Source organism: Xanthomonas arboricola pv. populi (genome assembly GCF_002939945.1).
GTDB lineage: Bacteria > Pseudomonadota > Gammaproteobacteria > Xanthomonadales > Xanthomonadaceae > Xanthomonas > Xanthomonas arboricola_A.
This window is the reverse complement of sequence record NZ_MDEB01000003.1, coordinates 144,823-165,025: the sequence shown is the minus strand read 5'-3', so window position 1 is coordinate 165,025 and position 20,203 is coordinate 144,823. Positions and strand designations below refer to the sequence as shown.

General features: G+C 68.6%; 18 protein-coding genes. 8 read left to right on the top strand and 10 right to left on the bottom strand.

Annotated elements, in window-relative coordinates; all coding sequences use genetic code 11:
• Positions 1-27: 27 nt before the first annotated feature.
• Genes XaplCFBP3123_RS10145 through pilG form a run of 3 tightly spaced genes read right to left on the bottom strand, consistent with a single transcriptional unit; the run spans position 28 to position 1,339 of the window.
• Positions 28-558 (bottom strand): chemotaxis protein CheW, encoded by a 531-nt coding sequence (locus XaplCFBP3123_RS10145; RefSeq protein WP_003482487.1) that lies wholly within the window; start codon positions 556-558, stop codon positions 28-30.
• A complete protein-coding gene (locus tag XaplCFBP3123_RS10140) occupies positions 558-920 on the bottom strand; it encodes a response regulator (RefSeq protein ID WP_024940328.1) in 363 nt (120 codons plus the stop codon). The genes XaplCFBP3123_RS10145 and XaplCFBP3123_RS10140 overlap by 1 nt, the downstream gene beginning before the upstream one ends.
• A gap of 17 nt (positions 921-937) precedes the next feature.
• Entirely contained in the window at positions 938-1,339 is a 402-nt protein-coding gene (gene pilG / locus XaplCFBP3123_RS10135) for a twitching motility response regulator PilG (protein WP_024711139.1), read from the bottom strand.
• A gap of 240 nt (positions 1,340-1,579) precedes the next feature.
• Here pilG and gshB point away from each other — a divergent pair, with 240 nt between their 5' ends.
• Positions 1,580-2,530: a glutathione synthase gene (gene gshB, locus XaplCFBP3123_RS10130; protein ID WP_104533935.1), complete on the top strand. Its 951-nt coding sequence runs from the start codon at positions 1,580-1,582 to the stop codon at positions 2,528-2,530.
• Entirely contained in the window at positions 2,527-3,402 is an 876-nt protein-coding gene (locus XaplCFBP3123_RS10125; RefSeq protein ID WP_104533934.1) for an energy transducer TonB family protein, read from the top strand. The genes gshB and XaplCFBP3123_RS10125 overlap by 4 nt, the downstream gene beginning before the upstream one ends.
• A gap of 80 nt (positions 3,403-3,482) precedes the next feature.
• On the opposite strand, the gene XaplCFBP3123_RS10120 is transcribed toward XaplCFBP3123_RS10125, so the two are convergent.
• From XaplCFBP3123_RS10120 to mrcB, 5 genes are all read right to left on the bottom strand, one after another.
• On the bottom strand, positions 3,483-4,397 hold the full coding sequence (locus XaplCFBP3123_RS10120; RefSeq protein WP_104533933.1) for an ADP-ribosylglycohydrolase family protein: 915 nt from the start codon (positions 4,395-4,397) through the stop codon (positions 3,483-3,485).
• The gene (gene tsaB, locus XaplCFBP3123_RS10115; RefSeq protein WP_104533932.1) at positions 4,394-5,113 is read right to left on the bottom strand and encodes a tRNA (adenosine(37)-N6)-threonylcarbamoyltransferase complex dimerization subunit type 1 TsaB; all 720 of its coding nucleotides are present in this window, start codon (positions 5,111-5,113) and stop codon (positions 4,394-4,396) included. Before tsaB ends, XaplCFBP3123_RS10120 begins: the two co-directional genes overlap by 4 nt.
• Positions 5,114-5,141: 28 nt before the next feature.
• Positions 5,142-7,148, bottom strand: a complete 2,007-nt coding sequence (locus tag XaplCFBP3123_RS10110) for an ATP-dependent DNA helicase (protein WP_104533931.1) — start codon at positions 7,146-7,148, stop codon at positions 5,142-5,144.
• A 251-nt stretch (positions 7,149-7,399) separates the two neighbouring features.
• A complete protein-coding gene (locus XaplCFBP3123_RS10105) occupies positions 7,400-7,924 on the bottom strand; it encodes a hypothetical protein (RefSeq protein ID WP_104533930.1) in 525 nt (174 codons plus the stop codon).
• A gap of 13 nt (positions 7,925-7,937) precedes the next feature.
• Positions 7,938-10,382 carry a penicillin-binding protein 1B gene (gene mrcB / locus XaplCFBP3123_RS10100; RefSeq protein ID WP_104533929.1) on the bottom strand — a complete coding sequence of 815 codons (2,445 nt, stop codon included), beginning with the start codon at positions 10,380-10,382 and terminating at the stop codon, positions 7,938-7,940.
• Between the two features lie 242 nt (positions 10,383-10,624).
• Between mrcB and XaplCFBP3123_RS10095 the strand changes: the two genes are divergently transcribed.
• Positions 10,625-12,727, top strand: coding sequence for a glycosyltransferase (locus tag XaplCFBP3123_RS10095; protein WP_104533928.1), 2,103 nt, complete (start codon positions 10,625-10,627; stop codon positions 12,725-12,727).
• Positions 12,728-12,787: 60 nt separating this feature from the next.
• Here the strand turns inward: XaplCFBP3123_RS10095 and XaplCFBP3123_RS21505 are convergent, their stop codons facing one another.
• Both XaplCFBP3123_RS21505 and XaplCFBP3123_RS10080 read right to left on the bottom strand, forming a co-directional pair.
• On the bottom strand, positions 12,788-14,302 hold the full coding sequence (locus tag XaplCFBP3123_RS21505) for a hypothetical protein (RefSeq protein ID WP_172453193.1): 1,515 nt from the start codon (positions 14,300-14,302) through the stop codon (positions 12,788-12,790).
• 176 nt (positions 14,303-14,478) lie between these two features.
• A complete protein-coding gene (locus XaplCFBP3123_RS10080; RefSeq protein ID WP_104533926.1) occupies positions 14,479-16,662 on the bottom strand; it encodes a RelA/SpoT family protein in 2,184 nt (727 codons plus the stop codon).
• A 290-nt stretch (positions 16,663-16,952) separates the two neighbouring features.
• On the opposite strand from XaplCFBP3123_RS10080, the gene pqqA reads away from it, so the two are divergent.
• The 5 genes from pqqA (at position 16,953) to pqqE (ending at position 20,123) form a co-directional block, all read left to right on the top strand.
• Positions 16,953-17,033, top strand: coding sequence for a pyrroloquinoline quinone precursor peptide PqqA (gene pqqA / locus XaplCFBP3123_RS10075; RefSeq protein ID WP_002812057.1), 81 nt, complete (start codon positions 16,953-16,955; stop codon positions 17,031-17,033).
• Positions 17,034-17,099: 66 nt separating this feature from the next.
• The gene (gene pqqB, locus XaplCFBP3123_RS10070; RefSeq protein ID WP_104533925.1) at positions 17,100-17,999 is read left to right on the top strand and encodes a pyrroloquinoline quinone biosynthesis protein PqqB; all 900 of its coding nucleotides are present in this window, start codon (positions 17,100-17,102) and stop codon (positions 17,997-17,999) included.
• Positions 17,996-18,748: a pyrroloquinoline-quinone synthase PqqC gene (gene pqqC / locus XaplCFBP3123_RS10065; protein WP_104533924.1), complete on the top strand. Its 753-nt coding sequence runs from the start codon at positions 17,996-17,998 to the stop codon at positions 18,746-18,748. Before pqqB ends, pqqC begins: the two co-directional genes overlap by 4 nt.
• Positions 18,745-19,023 (top strand): pyrroloquinoline quinone biosynthesis peptide chaperone PqqD, encoded by a 279-nt coding sequence (pqqD, locus tag XaplCFBP3123_RS10060; protein WP_104533923.1) that lies wholly within the window; start codon positions 18,745-18,747, stop codon positions 19,021-19,023. The genes pqqC and pqqD overlap by 4 nt, the downstream gene beginning before the upstream one ends.
• Entirely contained in the window at positions 19,020-20,123 is a 1,104-nt protein-coding gene (gene pqqE, locus XaplCFBP3123_RS10055) for a pyrroloquinoline quinone biosynthesis protein PqqE (protein WP_104533922.1), read from the top strand. Before pqqD ends, pqqE begins: the two co-directional genes overlap by 4 nt.
• The last annotated feature ends 80 nt before the right edge of the window (positions 20,124-20,203 follow it).

Below are 20,203 nucleotides of genomic sequence, written 5' to 3'. Positions count from 1 at the left end.
ATCTGTATGACGTGGCGGGGTCGCGGCTTAGGCCGCGGCCTGCCGGAATTCAGGAGTGCGCGACAGCAACGCCAGGGAGAACACACCCCAGTCCTGCGTCTCGTTGCGGAAGGCACGGTCGATGAAGTGGGCGTAGCGGCCTTGCGCCAGCTCGCCGGGTTCGACCGCCTGGACCTGCTCGAAGCTGCGCTGGCCGTACAGCTCATCGATGGTGAGCGCGACGTCGCCGCCGCTCTGGCGCATGATCAGCACACGCTGGCCTTCCTGCAGCACCGTCCGCCGGCCCTCCAGGAACTGCTTCAGATCGATCACCGGGAACAGGTTGCCGCGCAGGTTGCCCACGCCGAGCAACCAGGGCTGTGCGCCCGGCACCGGCGTGACCGGCGGCATCGGCACGATTTCTGCGACTTCGCGGAAATCCGAGACCAGCCGCCGGGTACCGACGCGATAACCGACGCCGCGCCAGATATCGGCCGAGAACTGGCGTTCCGGCAGCGGCGTGGCGTGCGCAAGACTACGACGCTCGTAGTCTTCGAGAATGTCGAATGGAGAACGCATCAACGCACCAGTTGTTTGATGCGGGCGATCAGGTCGTCTTCGCGCGGCGGCTTGACGATGTAGTCGCTGGCACCTTGTCGCAAACCCCAGGCCTTGTCGGTTTCCATGCCCTTGGTGCTGACCAGCAGCACGGGGATGTCCTTGGTGGCCTGGTCGCGCGCCAATGCACGCGTTGCCTGGAAGCCGCTCATGCCGGGCAGCACCACGTCCATCAGCACCAGATCGGGCGCCTGGCTGCGAATCAGCGCAAGTCCCTCCTCGGCATTGTCGGTGGCGACGACCGTATGGCCTGCTTTTTCCAGCCATTGACTGAAGACTGCCCTGTCGGTGGGCGAGTCCTCGATCAATATAATTCGAGCCATGTTGCCTTTCCCCCTGGTCAGGCGTGGACGTACGTGCGAATCGCGCTCAATAGTTCTTCACGTGTGAACGGCTTGGTCAGATATTGCTCGGAGCCGACGATGCGGCCGCGTGCCTTGTCGAACAGGCCGTCCTTGGACGACAGCATGATCACCGGCGTCGACTTGAAGAGCTGGTTGCCCTTGATCAACGCGCACGTCTGGTACCCATCCAGGCGCGGCATCATGATGTCGACAAAAATGATCTGAGGTTGCTGGTCGGCAATCTTGGCCAGTGCCTCGAAACCATCGGTCGCCGTCACTACTTCACAGCCTTCCCGCTTCAGCAGCGTCTCGGCGGTGCGGCGAATGGTCTTCGAATCATCGATCACCATCACCTTCAGTCCTGCGAGTTCCCCACCCGCAGCAATATTTTCAGTCATGCAAAGATCCCCGGACGCGCGACGCTTCTTCACCTTCCGGCGTCGCTACGAAACTGCATGTATATCCCAAGACCCGCATTGACTGTCAAGGGCGCGTTGCCGGGGGCCCGCCGGGCGGACGTTCCGACTGTGCGCAGCTGCGGGCCGACCGGCAAGTCGCGCATTCACGCCCGGCCGGGCGCGCCATCGCCCACCGCTTGAAGTTACCATCTGCAGCCTGTTCTAAAGGTTTGGCTTCCCATGTCGCTCGACGTCGTTGTGGTGATGGATCCCATCGCCTCCATCAAGATCGCCAAAGACACCACCTTCGCCATGTTGCTGGAAGCGCAGCGGCGTGGTCACCGGCTGCAGTATGTGCGTCCCGGCGGACTCAGCCTGCGTGAGGGACGCGCGGTGGCACAGGTCGCGCCCTTGAGCGTGCGCGAGGACAAGACCGGCTGGTTCAGCCTGGGCGAGTTCGCCGAACTGGAATTCGGTCCCGGACAGGTGGTGCTGATGCGCAAGGACCCGCCGGTGGATGCGGAGTTCGTCTACGACACCCAGGTACTGAGCGTGGCCCAGCGCGCCGGCGCGCAGGTGGTCAACGACCCGCAGGGCCTGCGCGACTACAACGAAAAACTGGCCGCGTTGCTGTTTCCGCAGTGCTGCCCGCCGACACTGGTCAGCCGCGATGCGGCGGCGCTGAAGGCCTTCGTGCTCGAACACGGCCAGGCCGTGCTCAAGCCGCTGGACGGCATGGGCGGGCGTTCGATCTTCCGCAGCGGCGCCGGCGACCCCAACCTCAACGTGATCCTGGAAACGCTGACCGACGGCAATCGCAAGCTGACCCTGGCACAGCGCTTCATCCCCGACATCACCGCCGGCGACAAGCGCATCCTGCTGGTCGATGGCGAGCCGGTGGACTATTGCCTGGCACGGATTCCGCAAGGCGACGAATTCCGCGGCAATCTGGCCGCCGGCGGACGTGGCGAAGGCAGGCCGCTGTCCGAGCGCGACCGCTGGATCGCCGCGCAGGTGGGCCCGGAAATGCGCCGCCGCGGCATGCGCTTCGTCGGCTTGGACGTGATCGGCGATTACCTGACCGAGGTCAACGTCACCAGCCCCACCTGCGTGCGTGAGCTGGATGCGCAGTTCGGCCTGAACATCGCCGGGCTGCTGTTCGACGCGATCGAGGCCGGCGCGGCGCAATGAGCGCGGCCGCGGCACCGGCGGCTCTCAGGGACGAGCGTCGACGGCTGACCGCGACGCTGGCGATCTCGCTGCTGCTGCACGGCGCGCTGATCCTGGGCGTAGGATTTGCGGTCAGCGAGGACGCACCGCTGGTGCCGACGCTGGATGTGATCTTCAGCCAGACCAGCACCCCGCTGACGCCCAGGCAGGCCGATTTCCTGGCCCAGGCCAACCAGCAGGGCGGCGGCGATCACGCCACAGCGCAACGCCCGCGCGACAGCCAGCCCGGGGTGGTGCCGCAGGACCGCAGCGGGCTGGCACCGCAGGCGCAACACGCGACCACGGTGCAGGCGCCGGAACCGACCCAGACCCGCGTGGTGGTCAGTCGCCGCGGCGAGCAGGCCGTCCCCACCCCGCAGCCGAACCCGCAGACCGACCCGTTCTCGCCCACCGATGCGCAACGCGTGCAGCGCGATGCGGAAATGGCCCGGCTCGCCGCCGAGGTGCATCTGCGCTCGGAGCAATATGCCAAGCGCCCCAATCGCAAGTTCGTCTCGGCCAGTACCCGCGAGTACGCCTACGCCAACTACCTGCGTGCCTGGGTGGACCGCGCCGAGCGCGTCGGCAATCTCAACTACCCGGATGAGGCGCGCCGTCGCCGACTCGGCGGCAAGGTGGTGATCAGTGTGGGCGTGCGCCGCGACGGCAGCGTGGAAAGCAGCCGCGTGCTGATCTCCAGCGGCACCCCGGCCCTGGATGCGGCAGCGCTGCGGGTGGTGCAGCTGGCACAGCCGTTCCCGCCGTTGCCCAGGACCAAAGACGACGTGGATATCCTGCAGGTCACCCGCACCTGGCTGTTTTTGCCCGGCGGCGAACTGCACGACGATCGTTGAGCTGTCGCGCGTCCGGTCGGGACGCGTCTTTCTGCGGCATGCCTTCCCGCGGACTGCGTTGGCCAGTGCGCGGTGCGGCGTTACGCGACCTGCGCAGCTGCGTACAGCCGATCGGCCAGGTCGACGATCGCGTCTGCATCCTGCACGCGCGCGCGCCAGGCGGCGGGAATCCCGTCGATGCCATGGAACGCACCGGCCAGCTGACCGCAGATGGCCGCGGTGGTGTCGGCATCGTCGCCCAGGTTGGCCGCACGCAGCACCGCATCGGCGAACGTGTCGGTGGTGGCGACGCACCAGAGCGCCGCCGACAGCGCATCGACCACGTAGCCGGTGCCGCGGATCCGGGCGGCGGGAACCGCCCGATGGTCGCGCACCGACAACGCACGCAGCGCCGGCGTCGACAGCCCTTCGCAGCGGGCCTGCAACACCTGCTGGCGCTGGCTGCCGAGCAGCGCGGCACGCAACTGGAAGGCGAACAGCCGGCAGGCATCCAGCGCTTCGTCAGCGGCATGCGTGGTGCGCGAGCTGTCGGCGGCGCGCTCGCCCAGCTCGGCGGGGCGGTGCGCGTAATACATCGCCACCGGCGCCAGCCGCATCAGCGAGCCATTGCCGGCCGAGCGCGGATCGGTGCTGCCGCTGAAGGCCGGCCCGCCCTCCAGATAGCGCTCCAGCGCCTGCCGCACGGTTGCGCCGATATCGAAGCAGGCGCCGGTGCTGCTGAGGTAACCGTGCTGGTACCAGTTGCAATAGCGGTTCATCTGGTCGGCGGCGTCGAAGCCTTGCCGATACAGCAGGCTGTGCGCCAGGCACAGGGCCATCGAGGTGTCGTCGGTCCACTGCCCGGCGCGCAGCGCGAACGGGCCGCCGCCGCACATGTCGTCGATCGGGGTGAAGCTGCCCGGCGCGCAGAATTCCAGCGTGGTGCCGAGCGCATCGCCCACCGCCAGGCCCAGCAGGCAGCCGCGGAAACGTGCGCGCTGCAACGCGTCGGTCATGGCGCGGCGCCAGCGGCCTTGGCTGCGCGTGCGGCCTGCTGCTCGAGCAGGGTCAGCGCCACGTTGTCGCGCAGATACGCCGGTTCCACCCGCTCCGGCGCCACGCCTTCGCCGCGCAGCAGCGCCGGCACGGCCAGCGTGAGCAGATCGGCGGCATGCGGCAATGCGGCGGCATCGATACTGCTCAGCCGGGTTGCAAATCGCTGTTGCAGCACTGCATCGGCAGCGGCGAATCCGCTGCCGACACCGGCAAAGCGGTGCAGCGTGTCCGGCACGACGCATTCCTGCGGTGCGCACACCACTTCCGGCACCAGCTCCCGCAGCGTGTCGCTATCGCGCGCGAAGACGCCGGCATACACCTCGCCCATGCGCGCATCGATGCAGGCCACCACCTGCGCCGCCTCGGCGGGCGCGCGCAGAGCCAGCACCTGCAGCGTGGACACCGCCAGCACCGGCACGTCCAGGCCCAGCGCGATGCCCTGCGCAATGCCGATCGCCAGACGCACGCCGGTGAAGGCGCCCGGGCCACGACCGACCGCGATCGCATCGAGCTGGCGGCGCGCGATGCCGGCGTCGGCCAGCAGTTGCCCGGCCCATGGCAGCGCCAGTTCGGCATGGCGACGCGGCGCCAGTTCGAAGCGCTCCAGCACGCGGCCATCCACGTGCAGCGCGACGGAACAGGCTTCGGTGGAGGTCTCGAACGCGAGGACTTTCATGGCAGGACCGCAGGCAGGAAGGGAGAGCTCAGTCGTCGCCGAACGGCAACGCGAGCACGCCATTGTCGCCCACCGGCTCGGCGACGCCAAAGAACGCGCGCACGTCGCCGATCTCGCGGGTGCGCGCAAACGGCGGCAGCGACTTCATGAAGGTGCGGCCGTAGCCCTTGTTCACCAGCCGCGGATCGCACAGCACCAGCACGCCGCGATCGGTTTCGCTGCGGATCAGCCGGCCCACGCCCTGTTTGAGCGCGATCACCGCCTGCGGCAACTGTTCGTCGCGGAACGGGTTGCCGCCGTCGCGGCGGATCGCATCCAGGCGCGCTTCGAACACCGGGTCGTCGGGCGCGGCGAACGGCAGCTTGTCGATCACCACCACGCTCAGGGCATCGCCGACCACATCCACGCCCTCGCGGAAGCTGGCCGACCCCAGCAGCACGCCGTTGCCGGACGTGCGGAAACGCTGCAGCAAGGTGGCACGCGGCGCTTCGCCCTGCACGAACAATGGCCACGGCGCACCGCGCAATGCGTCGGCGGCCTCGCGCAGCGCGCGGTGCGAGGCGAACAACAGGAAGGCGCGGCCGTTGGAGGCGTCCAGTACCGGCGTCAGCGCCGCGATCAGCGCCGTGCCGAATCCGCGCGCAGCCGGATCGGGCAGGTTCGGCGGCAGATAGCACAGCGCCTGGCGCGCCCAATCGAAGGGACTGGGCTGCAGCAAGGTCACCGGATCGCTCAGGCCCAGGCGCTGCGCGATGTGGTCGAACTCGCCGCCCACCGCCAGCGTGGCCGAGGTGAACACCCAGGCCGCGTGGGATTTCTCGCGGTGCTCGCGCAGCGGCCCGGACACGTCCAACGGCGTGCGCTGGCAGCGGAAACCGCGCGGGCTGAGCTCGTACCACAGCACGTCGTTGTCGACAGTATCCGGCAGCTCCTGGTCGAAATCCGGCACCGGCGCGTCCTCGCCCAGCCAGCGCGACAACCGCGCCAACGCTTCCTGCGCACGTGCAGAACAACCATCGAACCCCGGCGAGGCCTCGCGCAACGGCAGCAGGGCCTCGCCCAAGCGCGCCAACGACGACAACACCGCATCGAAGCCTTCGCGCACCTGCGGCCTGGACAGCGCACGCCATTGCGTGCCGCGCGAGGGCAGGCCTTCCATGCCCGCACGCAGGCCGCGCAAGGCCTCGTCCAGGGCCAGGATCGGTTCCTGCAGGCTGGCCTGCGCACCGGCGACCAGGCGCGCTTCGACCATGCAATCGCGCGCCAGTTCCTGCCACGGCCGCATGCCGAAACTTTCGCCGAAGAAGTTCGCCGCCAGTTCCGGCAGCTGGTGCGCCTCGTCGATGACGAAGGCCTGCGCGCCGGGCAGGATCTCGCCAAAGCCTTCCTGTTTGAGCGCCAGATCGGCGAGCAGCAGATGGTGGTTGACCACCACCAGATCGGCCGCCTGCGCGCGCTGGCGCGCCTGCACCACGAAGCATTCGCTGTAGAACGGGCATTCGGTACCCAGGCAGTTGTCGACGGTGGAGGTCACCAGCGGCAGCAGCGGCGAATCGTCCGGCAAGGCTTCCAGCTCGGCCATGTCGCCGAACTGGGTGCGCCCGCTCCAGGCCACGATGCGCTGGAACTGCGAGACCTGCTGGGGCGTGGCAAAGCGCGGCTCGCCCCGCGCCTGCTGGGTGCGGTACTTGCACAGATAGTTCGCGCGCCCCTTCAGCAGCGCGCTGCGCAGGCCGATGCCGAGCGCGGCGCGCACGCGTGGCAGGTCGCGATGGAACAACTGGTCCTGCAGGGCACGCGTGCCGGTCGACACGATGGTCTTCAACCCCGACAGCAGCGCCGGCACCAGATAGGCGTAGGTCTTGCCGGTGCCGGTGCCGGCTTCGGCCAGCAGCACCTCGCGCGCCTCGAACGCTTCGGCGATGGCGCCGGTCAGGCGCAACTGCGCGGCACGCGGCGCAAACGCATCGAGCTGACGCGCAAGCGCCCCGCCCTCGCTGAGCGCCTCGATGCTGGCAGTGGCAAGTTGGGACATGGGACCGGAAGCTGGGGCAGGAAGCGCGACAGCCTAGCGCGTGCGCGGTGACGCTGCCTGGCTTGCGCTTGTGGACCGGTGGCGGCACCAGCCGCGCAGCGGCACTTACGACCCACGGCGAACTGCGCAGCGCCGCTGGCGGTCGTGCGCGGGCAGGAATCGCTCGCGTCGTGCAGGTGGGCGCAAGTGGTACAGGCCACACGCTTGCCGCGCCTGCCTTGCGGCAAGCGCAGCCGGCGTCGCTGCCGTGCTCAGTAGCGTTTCACGCCGGGCACCGTGCACCCGGCAATCTGCGACTTGGCCGAGGCGGCGTTTTCCTTCTCGCCACGCGCCAGCCGCGACTGTTCGATGGTGGCCCAATGCCGACGGCACAGCGGCCCGGTCTTGGAGCCCAGCTCGATGGCCTGCTTGGCGAAACCCTCGGCGGCGGGCCAATCGGCCTGCAGCACCGCCACTTCGGCACGCTCCTGCAGGATGGCCGGATCGCCGGAGACCAGGCCCACGGCCTGATCCAGCGCCGCAGCCGCGCCGGCCAGGTCGCCGGCCTGGCGCTTGCTCTTGGCGGTCTCGCGCAGATCGTCCACCTGCGGGTCGCGCAATGGCTGCACCGACAGCTCGGTGTCGTCGACGCCGGCCTCGCGTTCGATCAGCAACAGGCGCTGTGTCGGCGTGGTCGGGTCCACCGGGGCCGGTGGTGGCGCGGGCGGCGCGCTGACGCAGGCGGTGAGTGCGGCAGACACGCCAGCGAGGGCAAGCAAACGGTGCAGTCGGTTCATCGGGTCACTCCAGTCAACGTGCAGGTGGAGCCGCGGCGGGTGCCGGCGCGGGGTCTTCCGGCTTCTTTTCCAGACCGAAGAAGCGACGCCAGCCACCACCGCCGGATTGTTCGGCCGGCGCGGATGCATCGCCAGGCACGCCTTCGATCGACGGTACATTGCCGGCACAGGGGGCATAGGCCGGGGTGAAGCCGACCACGAACGGGAACTGACGCGCGCCCGGGCAGCCGGCATCGGTGACGCCGGTGCCGGCCGCATCCACCCACTGCCAGTCCAGGCCCTTGCCGCTGACCTTCAACGGCGCACTCGGCAGCCGCGCGAAGATGCTCGACCACACCCGCATCGCGCCGGTGGCGCCGTACAGGCCGGTCTGCTCGTTCTGGTCGTTGCCCATCCAGATCACCGCCAGATGGTCGCCGGTGTAGCCGGCGTACCAGCTGTCGCGGCCGTCGTTGGAGGTGCCGGTCTTGCCAGCCGGCGACAGCCGCCCCAGGCCATCGCCCAGCAGTTGCCGTGCGGTGCCGCCGCTGACCACCTGCTGCAGCGCGATGCTGATCAGGTTGGCGGCCACCGAATCGCCCTCCTGCGCCGGCGCCGGGGTCTTGTCGTAGCGCTTGAGCAGCTTGCCCTGCGGATCGAGCACGCCGCGCACCGCATGCAGCGGCTGGATTTCGCCGCCGGCGGCCAGGAACTGGTACAGCTGCGCCATGCCGTACGGGCTCTGGTCGGTGGCACCGAGGATCAGCGAGGGATTGGTGTCGGCCTTGATGCCGGCCAAGACCTGGATCAGCTGGGCGATGCGCTCCGGGCCGACCTGCATGCCCACGCGCACCGTGGACTGGTTGTAGGAATGCGCCAGCGCATCGATCAGCCGCACCGTGCCGTGGCTGCGGTTGTCGGAATTGCCCGGCGACCAGGTCTTGCCGCGGCTGAGCTGCACCGTCACCGGCGCATCGTCGACCCAGCTGGACAGAGCCCAGCGGTCCGGCGAGGCCAGCGCCAGCAGGTACACGAACGGCTTGAGCAAGGAGCCGACCTGCCGCTGCGCTTCGACCGCGCGGTTGAAGCCCGGCTTGGCCACGTCGCGGCTGCCGACCACCGCCAGCACATCGCCGTTATGCACGTCGGTCAGCACCAGGCCGGCCTGCAGCGGCGGGCGCTTCTTGTTGTCCAGCCGCTTGATGGTGCCGGTCACCGCGCCTTCGGCATACGCCTGCGCGGACGGCGACATGCCGGTGAGCACGCTCATGCCGGCGCCCTGCAGCACGCCTTCCGGATAGTCGTGCGCCAGCTGGCGCCGCACCAGATCCACATAGGCCGGGAAGCGGTTGGCCGCGACCAGGCCGGGCTCGGTCGGCACGCCCAGCGGTGCGGCCAGTGCGCGCTTGTATTCGGCCGCGTCGATCAGGTTGTTTTCGTGCAGCTTGCCCAGCACGAAATTGCGTCGATCCAGCGCGCGCTCCGGGTTGCGTCGCGGGTCGTAGTAGGACGGCCCCTTGACCAGCCCGATCAGCAAGGCGATCTGCTCGGTGGTCATCGAATTCAGCTCGCGGCCGAACCACAGCTCCGCACCCGAGGACACGCCGTGGATCGCCTGCCCGCCGCGCTGGCCCAGATAGACCTGGTTGAGATAGGCCTCCAGGATGGTGCGCTTGTCGTAACGCGCCTCCATGATCACCGCGTACAGGATCTCGTTGAACTTGCGGGTGAGGGTCTGTTCCTTGCCGATGCCGAGCAGGCCGCTGCGCGCCAGCTGCTGGGTCAGGGTGCTGGCGCCCTGGCGGACCTGGCCGCCGGAGCGCGCCATGATCCAGGCCGCGCGCACCATGCCGCTCAGGTCGATGCCGTGGTGGCTGTTGAAGTCGCGGTCCTCGACCGCCTGCAGGCCGGTGACCAGCAGCTCGGGCACTTCTTCCATGCGCACCAGGCGGCGTTCTTCCTGCTTCTGCCCGTACAGCGTGGCGATGCGCGCCGGATCCAGCCGCGCACTCTTCAGCGCCTTGCGGTCGCCGGCGTCGCGCAGGCTGGCCACGCGCCCACCGGAGAGGCTGACCTCAACCCGCCGCGCGGGCACGCGCCCGTCCACATCGATATAGCCGCGGCTGGCGATGGTGAAGCGGCTGCCGTCCTGCTGGTAGGTGCCGGCCAGCTTGGCCTGCCCGTCGTCGCGGTACGAGGCTGCGTCCAGCTCGGTCTTCAGGGTGGCCGCATCCAGCGCATTGCCCGGCGCCAGCACCAGCGGCCGCCCGTACACGCGGGTCGGGATCTGCCAACGCAGCTCGCCGAAACGCTGGGTGACCTGCTTGTTCAGATATACCGTGTAGGGAATCAGGAACCCGAGCGCCAGCGCGAATGCCGCAAAGGCCCAGACAATCAGCCTGCGTTGCCAGCGGGAGCCTTGCTCGGTGGAATCGTCCTCGAAATCGTCGGGAGCGTCGTTGTCGTGGCGTCGGGGCACAGGGATGCGAGAATGTAGAGTCCGGCGAGTCTAGCGCAGCGCTGTCGTGGTTGTGGTCAGCCGGACCCTTTGACTTAAGAGCGGCTAACAAAACCTGCGACGCCTGCCGTCAGGCGGGCGAGGACCATCCTCGGCATCTGCGGGTACCCTGCGTACCCCGCGCTTGCCTTGCGCCGTCCTCGCCTGCCTGGCCACTGCTCGCCCGGTTTTCCTCGCCACGCCATGTCTGGAGTTCCAACGGAATGTCGATGTCCCTGGCCGACGCACGCTATCTGTTCAATCGCGTGCTCGGGCTGATCCACCGCAGCGTGGCGAGCATGCGCACACGCGGCTGGCGCGCCACCTGGCAGCGCATTCGCGTGCATACGCAGGCACCGCCGGTGGCGCTCGGCACGCCGTTGTGGTTGCCGGAGGCGGCGCCGTTTGCCGCGTTTGCGGTTCCGCACAGCGACGCCCCGCGCGTGACGCTGGTGATTCCGGTCTACAACCACATCGCGCACACGCTGGCGTGTCTGCGCGCACTGGCGGCGCATCCGCCGTTGCTGGAGGTGGAGATCATCGTCGTGGACGACGGCAGCAGCGATGCCACGCAAGCGCAGCTGCCGCAGGTGCAGGGGCTGCACTACCACCGGCGCATCAGCAATGGCGGTTTCATCGCCGCCTGCAACGACGGCATCGCGCTGGCACGCGGCGAGTACGTAGTGCTGCTCAACAACGACACCATCCCGCAGCCTGGCTGGCTGGATCGGCTGATCGACACCTTTGCCCAGCACCCCACCGCCGGCCTGGTCGGCGCGCAGCTGGTGTATCCGGATGGACGCCTGCAGGAGTCCGGCGGCGTGGTGTTCACCGATGGCAGCGCGTGGAGTTATGGCCGTTTCGAATCGGCCGACGACCCGCGCCATGCCTATGTGCGTGCGATGGACTATTGCTCCGGTGCGGCCATCGCGCTGCCACGCGTGCTGTTGCAGACGCTGGGCGGGCTGGATCGCCGCTACATGCCGGCGTATTACGAGGACACCGACCTGGCGTTTGCGGTGCGTGCGGCCGGCCACCGGGTGCTGGTGCAGCCGGCCAGCGTGGTGGTGCACGACGAGGGCACCAGCAATGGCACCGACACCCGCACCGGGGTGAAGGCGTATCAGGTGCGCAATCAAGGCGTGTTCGCCGACAAATGGCAGCAGGCGCTGGCAACGCAACTGCCGGTCGGCACGGTTCCCGGACCTGCGCTGCTGCATCGTGGCCAGCGCCAGGTGCTGATCCTGGACGAATGCGTGCCGCAACCGGATCGCGACTCCGGCTCGTTGCGGCAGTTCAACCTGATCCGCCTGCTGTGCGATGAAGGCGCGCACGTGGTGTTCGTGCCGACCCGCCGCGAACACGCCGGACGGCACACGCAGGCGCTGCAGCAACTGGGCGTGGAAGTCTGGTACGCGCCGTTTCTTGAGGGCATCGGCAGCTGGCTGCGCACGCACGGCCCGCGGTTTGCCGTGGTGCTGCTGGTACGTCACCACGTCGCGCATGCCTGTCTACCGCTGCTCAGACGCTACGCCCCGCAGGCGCGCACCCTGTTCGACACCGTCGACCTGCATTACCTGCGCGAGCGCCGCGGCGCCGAGCTGGCCGGCGATGCCAACCTGTTGCGCGCGGCAGAGCGCACCCGCCTGCGCGAACTGGAGATCATGGCGGCCACCGATGTCACGCTGCTGGTCTCGGCGGCCGAGCAGGCGCAACTGCAGGCGGACGCACCGCAGATCCGCACCGCCCTGCTCTCCAATCTGCATGAGGTGGCCGGCAGCGGGCAGCCTTTCGCGCAACGCCGCGATCTGGTGTTCGTCGGCGGCTTCCGGCATCCACCCAATGTGGATGCGGTGCAGTGGTTCATCAGCGCGATCTTTCCGCAGGTGCGCGCGCAATTGCCGGAGGTGACCTTCCACTGCATCGGCGCGGACATGCCGCAAGCGCTGACGCTGCTGGCCGACGAATGCCCCGGCGTGCAATTGCACGGGCATGTGCCGGATCTGCTGCCATTCATGGAGACCGCACGCATCGCGGTGGCGCCGCTGCGCTTCGGCGCCGGCGTCAAAGGCAAGATCAACCTGAGCATGGCGCATGGGCAGCCGGTCGTCGGCACCACGTGTGCGGTGGAAGGCATGCACTTGCGCGATGGCGAGGATGTCTGCGTGGCGGACGACGCCGACGCGTTCGCCGATGCGATCGTGCGTCTGTATCGCGATGCGGCGCTGTGGCAGCGCCTGGCCGACAACGGGTTACATAACGTGGCCCGGCATTTTTCGCTGGATGCGGCGCGTGGCACGGTGCGCGAGCTGTTCATTGCGGGGTGAGTGTGCGCCGGGCGCTCGGGCATTGCGCTCTGGGTGGTGCCGTCGAAGACAGCCGCCGCGTCAACGCTGCTCCACCACGGCCTTGACCCGGCGCGTGAACTCGGCCAGTTCCGGCAGCCCCGGATCCAGCTGGTGCGCTTCGTGCTGCGCGCGGCGCGCGAACGCTGCGTCCTCTTGTCCCAGGCGTTCGCTGCCCACCGCAACCCAGCGCTGCGCAAGTCGGCGGCGCGCGCCGGCCAGCGCATCGCCATTGGGCGTCAGCGCCTGCCAGGCATCCAGACAGCCGCGCGCGGCACGCAGGCGGTTGTTGCGCAGCTCGTCCTCGAAGCAGCGCTGACTCGCCGGCACCACGCGTGCGGCGGCCTGCAGCACGCGTGGATCGCGCGGCGCCAGCGCCTGCGCAGCACGCACCGCGTCGTAGGCACTGGCGCCGGGCGGCGTCATCCACTGCTGTCGCGCTTCGGCATCCGTCACCCGCTGCAGCAGCGCGCGCAGGCGGCGCTCGCGGGCACCGCGCGACAGCCCGGTTTCCGGGCTGCGTTGCGCATCGCGTGCACGCGCAATCGCCTGCTCGGCCTGCGCGATCGATGCAGCGCCCGGCAGCAACGCTTTCGCTTCCTGCAGCGACTGCAACGCGGCGTCGAACTGAAAGTCCGCCGCCTGCCGGCCGGCTTGCGCGGCATATTCGCCTGCCACCCGCTCAAGCCCACGCTGGGCGGCCGCATCCTCCGGTTCGGCTCCCAGCACCGCGTTGAAATCGCGTGCAGCCGGTGCCAGGCGCCCACGCCGCAACAGGCCTTGCGCGCGCTGACGGCGCTGTTCGAGCACGCGGTGGTAGTGGCCCTCGGTCAGCGGGACATCGGCATGCCCGGGGTCATAGCGCTTGGCGGCGGCCAGCAGCATCGCCGCATCGCCGAGCGCATCGCGTGCCAGTGCATGGCGGGCCTGCGCCAGCAGATCGGTCAATGCGTCCTCGCGCCCTTCCAGTGCATCGGTACGGTCCGGCGCCAGGGTCAGAATGCGCTGGTACAACGGCAGCGCGCTGTCCGGGCTGCCATCCAGGCGTCCTTGCTGTTGCGCGGACACCGCCTGTGCGAACAAGGCGTCCAGTCCGGCCCGACGCGCCTGCAGCGCGCGCAGGCGCAGCGCGACCGGGGCGGTCTGCGCCTGCGGCACCTCCAGCGCGTTCGCCAGCGTCAACGCACGTTGTGCAGCGGCGGCGTCCCCGGCTGCGACCGCCGCACGTGCCTGCACCACGGCGGCGGCACCAGTGCGCGCCAGGCCGGCGCGGGCCTCGCCACGGTCGCTGTCCAGGGCAAGCGCAGCAGCGAACAGTTCGCGCGCGCCATTGCCATCGGCCGCACTGAGATGGCCGCGCGCCAGCGCCGCATCGCCCCGTTGCAGGAGTTGCTGGATGCGCGTGTCCGGCCATAGCCAATCGGCCAACGGCTTGCGTAGCACGACCGTGGTCAGCAATAGACAGGCACACAACGCCAGGACCACGCGCCATAGCGCGCGACTGCGCAATGGCGCCCAGAGGCGGGGCGATCTGGCCCAGCGCGGAAGCGGGAACATGCGGTGGCGTCCGTCCTTGGCGCGACCTGAGGGGGACGCTTTCACCCAACCATGGTAGCTGTCTGCTGCGAAGACGATGTGGGTTTGGGGAATCGGGAATCGGCAGGCAAGCACACCGCGCTTGCTGTGGGTGCCGCCTGTTTCAAAGCGATTGGCGCCGGCGAGCTGCGGCGCACTCAACCGAGTCGCCGCACCTCACTCACCCCAGGCAAAGCATCAAGTTTGCCGAGCAAGCTGGACAGCTGATCGTAATCGCTGACCTTCAGGCGCAGGCGCAGCTGCGCCCTACCGGTGTCGCGCACGTTGTCGCTGTTGATTTCCAGCACGTGCGCGTCCTCCTGCGCGATCAGGTTGGTGATGTCCTTGAGCAGCCAGCGGCGGTCGACCGCGCGCACCTGCACATCCACCTCGTAGCCGCTGCCGGCCTGGCCCCACTCCACCGGCAACACCCGCTGCGGATGTGCCGCTGCCAGACGCGACAGTGCCGCGCAATCGGTGCGATGCACGGTGATGCCGCGGCCGCGGGTCAGATAGCCGGCGATCGGCTCGCCCGCCACCGGCTGGCAGCAACGCGCCAGCTGCACCAGCAGATTGCCCACGCCCTGCACGGTGAACTTGGATTTGCCCAACCCCTCGCGGCGCGCGGTGGGCCGTGGCGGCGCCGGCACCGCGGGTTGCGAGGCGGCCCGCTCGGCTTCCAGCAAGGCGCGGCTGACCTGGTTGGGCCCGGTATCGCCCAGCGCCACCTGGATATACAGATCGTCGACAGTCTCGGCGTGGAACTTGCGTGTGGCCACGCCCAGGTCGGCGTGCTGCAAGCCCAGCCGCTTGAGTTCGCGATCGAGCAGGTCCTTGCCGGCCTGCACGTTGCGCGCGCGGTCAAGCTTGTGGAACCACGCGCGCACCTTGTCGCGCGAGCGCCCGCTGGCCAGAAAACCGTTGGACACCAGCAGCCAGTCGCGACGCGGGTCGGCTTCCTTGGCGGTCATGATCTCCACCCGGTCGCCGCTGCGCAGCCGATAGGTCAGCGGCACGATGCGGTCGTTGACGCGCGCGCCGCGGCAGCGATGCCCGACCATGGTGTGCACGTGGTAGGCGAAATCCAGCGGCGTGGCGCCTTGCGGCAGGTCGATGACCTCGCCCTTGGGCGTCAGCGCATACACGCGGTCTTCGATCAGCTCGGCATCCAGCGCACCGGCCAGCTCGCCGTGGTCGCCTTCCTGCACCTGTTCCAGCAGCTGGCGCATCCACAGGATCTTGCGGTCGAAGGCCTTCTCGCCGCCCTTGCCGCCTTCCTTGTACTTCCAGTGCGCGGCCACGCCCAGTTCGGCCTGCGCATGCATCTCGTGGGTACGGATCTGGATTTCGATGGTGCGCCCTTCCGGGCCGACCACCGCGGTATGCAGCGAGCGGTAGTCGTTGGCCTTGGGCCGGGCGATGTAATCGTCGAACTCGCTCGGCACCGGCGCCCACAGCGAGTGCACCGCACCCAGGGCGGCATAGCAGGCGGCCACGTCCTCGACCATCACCCGCACCGCGCGGATGTCGTACAGCTGGTCGAAGGACAGGCGCTTTTTCTGCATCTTCCGCCAGATGCTGTAGATATGCTTCGGCCGCCCGCTCACCTCCGCGCGCAGGCCCTGCTGGGCCAGCGTCGTCGACAGGGTGCGCTTGACCGCGTCCAGATAGCGCTCGCGCGCCACGCGGGTTTCGTCCACCTCGCGGGCGATGCGGCGGTAAGTGTCCGGCTCCAGATGCCGGAACGCCAGGTCTTCCAGCTCCCACTTCACCTGCCAGATGCCCAGCCGGTTGGCCAGCGGCGCATGGATGTCGCGGGTGAGCTGGGCCAGTGCACGGCGCTGTTCTTCGCTCAGACGGTCGGCCACGCGCATGCGTGCCAACTGCCGCGCCAGCAGGATCGGCACCACCCGCAGGTCGTGGATGATGGACAGCAACAGCCGCCGCAGGCCTTCGCTGTTGCGCCCGGCCTCGCGACCGGCGTGCAGGGCCCAGACCTGGTCGGCCGCATCCAGCCCCTCCAGCAGTCCTTCCACTGCCACCCGGCGCTCCGCCGGTTGCCACGGCAGGCCGGCGATCGTGCCGCGCAACGCCGGCAGGTCGAACAGCAGTGCCGCGATCAGGGTGGCCTCATCCGCCGCCAGCAACGCCAATGCGTCCAGCGTGTCGGCGAGCAGCGCCCAGGCCATGTTCTCGCTCGGCGCCGGCAGCTGCTGCCAGGCCTGCGCCAACGCATCACGCAAGTCCGGCGCGATCGACGCAATGGCGGGACGCTGCAGCAATGTATGCAGACGGTCGAATGAAGAACTGGTCACAGCGGTGGACACGGCGATGGGCAACAACAGGGAACTGACAGCTACGGTAACGTGCGCGTCACCTTCTCCACAACGCGCAATCGCTGCATCGTCGGCGCAATCCCGCACGCTTGCGCTTATGGTCGGTTCACCCGCCAACGCCTTGATTCGCAACCGCTGTGCGCCGCAACAGGTGCAGCGCTGCAGGCCGATCGGAACGCTCAATCGGCTTTTTACATGCTTTTTACAACTCGCTTAAACCGCCTGCCTATCCTCCAGTGGCGTTGTCGCTGCGTCCTGCCGCGGCGACGTCACCCCAACCAACTGCGAGGTAGCCGATGAAGACCTGGAAGAAGCCTGTCGTTCGTGAAGTCAACTGTGGCGCCGAGATCAACTGCTACGTCTCCGGCGAATTCTGAGTTCACCTGCCGCCCTTGCTCCCGATGCATGACCGGCAGTCGCCGGCAGACAGGTAACAGTTCTCCATGCGCATCATCGTTCTGGGATCGGCGGCCGGCGGTGGGCACCCGCAGTGGAATTGCCATACACCCGCCAGTCGGCGGGCATGGCAACAAGCCGACGGTGCCCGACGTCGTACCCAGGCCAGCATCGCCGTCAGCGCCGATGGCCAGCGTTGGGTCCTGATCAACGCCTCACCCGATTTCCGTCAACAAATTCTTGCAACGCCGGCACTCTGGCCGCAGCACGGTCTGCGGCATTCGCCGATCGAAGCGGTGCTGCTGACCAGCGGCGAGATCGACCATATCGCCGGATTGCTGTCGATGCGCGAAAGCCAGGCGTTCTCGCTGCATGCCAGCAGCCGCGTGCTCGATCTGCTGTCGCAGAACCCCATCTTCGATGCGGTCAATCCAACGTACGTGCAGCGCCAGCCGTTTGCGCTGGACACGCCGTTGGCGCTGCTGGGCCTGCAACTCACGCCATTCTCGGTGCCCGGCAAGGTGCCGCTGTTCATGGAATCGCGCAGCGGGGGCGACCTGGCCGGCTCCAATGAAGAAACCCTCGGGTTGACCATCGACGATGGCCAGCACCGCGTGCACTACATCCCCGGCTGCGCGGCGATGACCGATGCCTTGCGTGTGCGCCTGCAAGACGCAGAACTGGTGTTCTTCGACGGCACGCTGTGGCGCGACGACGAGATGGTGCAACTGGGCATCAGCCAGAAGACCGGTCAGCGCATGGGCCACATGAGCATCGATGGCCCCGACGGCAGCATCGCCGCGTTTGCCCCGCTGGAGGTGGCGCGCAAGATCTTCATCCATCTCAACACCACCAATCCCGTGCTCGACATCCACTCCCCGGAGTACGCCAGCGCGCGTGCCAGCGGCTGGGACGTCGCGCACGACGGCCTGGAGATCACCCTGTGACCACCCTGCTCACCCCGGACCAGCTGGAGGCGGACCTGCGCGCCATCGGCGCCCGCCTGTACCACGACCAGCATCCCTTCCATGCGCTCCTGCACGAGGGCAAGCTCGATCGCGGCCAGGTCCAGGCCTGGGCGCTGAACCGCTTCGAATACCAGCGCTGCATTCCATTGAAGGACGCCGCGATCCTGGCGCGCATGGAAGACCCGGCGTTGCGGCGGATCTGGCGGCAACGCATTGTCGATCACGACGGCAACAGCCCCAGCGATGGCGGCATCGCGCGCTGGCTGCACCTGACCGATGCGCTCGGCCTGGATCGCGCACTGGTGGAATCCGGCCGTGCGCTACTGCCCGGCACCCGGTTTGCGGTGCAGGCCTATCTGCACTTCGTGCGCGAAAAAAGCCTGCTCGAGGCGATCGCCTCCTCGCTGACCGAGTTGTTCGCCCCCAACATCATCGGCCGGCGCGTGGCCGGCATGCTCAAGCATTACGACTTCGTCTCGCCCGAAGCGCTGGCGTATTTCGAGCATCGCCTGACCGAAGCGCCACGCGATTCGGATTTCGCGCTGGACTACGTCAAGCGGCACGCCGATACCGTCGAGAAACAGGACCTGGTCAAGGCCGCGCTGCACTTCAAGTGCTCGGTGCTGTGGGTGCAGCTGGATGCATTGCACGTGGCCTACGTCGCCCCGGGCATCGTGTGGCCGGATGCGTTCGTGCCCGACCGCGACGCCAGCCGGGCCGCGGCGTGAGCAGCATCACCCGCGACAGCCAGCCAGCCCTGCGCGCAGGCGTGCGCCTGCAGCACGACCGCGCACGCGACCAGTGGGTGCTGCTGGCGCCGGAACGCGTGGTCGAGCTGGACGAGATCGCAGTGGTGGTGGCACAGCGCTACGATGGCGCGCGCTCGCTGGCGCAGATCGCGCAGGAACTGGCTGACGAATTCGATGCCGACGCGGCCGATATCGAACGCGACGTGATCGAGTTCACCAACACGCTGCATCAAAAGCGTCTGCTGCGGCTATGACCATCGCCCCGCCGCCACTGTCGGTGCTGCTGGAGCTGACCCATCGCTGCCCGTTGGCCTGCCCGTATTGCTCCAACCCGATCGCATTGGCGGCGCTGCGCGAGGAAATGGATACCGCCGGCTGGCGCTCGCTGCTGCAGCAGGCCGCCGACATGGGCGTGCTGCAGGCGCATTTTTCCGGCGGCGAGCCGATGCTGCGCAAGGACCTGCCCGAGCTGGTGGCGCATGCACGCGCGCTCGGGCTGTACAGCAATCTGATCACCTCCGGCGTGGCCGGCGGCGAGCCGATGCTGGACCAGCTGCAGGCGGCCGGACTGGAGCATGTGCAGCTGAGCGTGCAGGACGTCGACCCGGCCGGTGCCGACCGCATCGCCGGTTACCGCAACAGTCTGTCGAAGAAGCGCGAGTTCGCCGCCGCCGTGCGTGCACGCGGCCTGCCGCTGACGCTCAATGCGGTGCTGCATCGCCATAACGCCGAGCGCGTGCCCGGCATGATCGCGCTGGCGCTGGAATGGCAGGCCGAACGCATCGAAGTGGCGCACACCCAGTACTACGGCTGGGGCCTGCGCAATCGCGCCGCGCTGATGCCCAGCCGCGAGCAGCTGATGGCCACGATTGATGCGGTGGAAACCGCCCGCCGCGAGCTCGGCGACCGCCTGGCGATCGACTTCGTCACCCCCGATTACTACGCCCGTCAGCCCAAGCCGTGCATGGGCGGCTGGGGCCAGCGCTTCGTCAACATCTCCCCGCGCGGCGACGTGCTGCCCTGCCACGCGGCCGAAACCATCGAGGGCATGCGCTTCGACAACCTGCGCGAGCGTTCGCTGGCCGACATCTGGAACAACGGCGAGGCCTTCGTGCGCTTCCGCGGCACCGCATGGATGCCGGAGGTCTGCCAGGGCTGCCCCAAGCGCGAGATCGACTGGGGCGGCTGCCGCTGCCAGGCGCTGGCGCTCAGCGGCGATGCCGCCACGCTGGACCCGGTCTGCGAACGCTCGCCACGGCATGCCGAGGTGCGCGCCACCGCCGAACGCGAGGCCGCCGCAACGCCGCCGGAGTTTGTTTACCGCCGTCCCGAGCGTGCGAAAGTGCCCGCGTAGACCTTACGTCGCCGGTGGCGGAGCGCCCCCACACGCTGGTGGTGTCTCCACGCTGTGCGAGGCGGTTTGGGGCTGTCCCG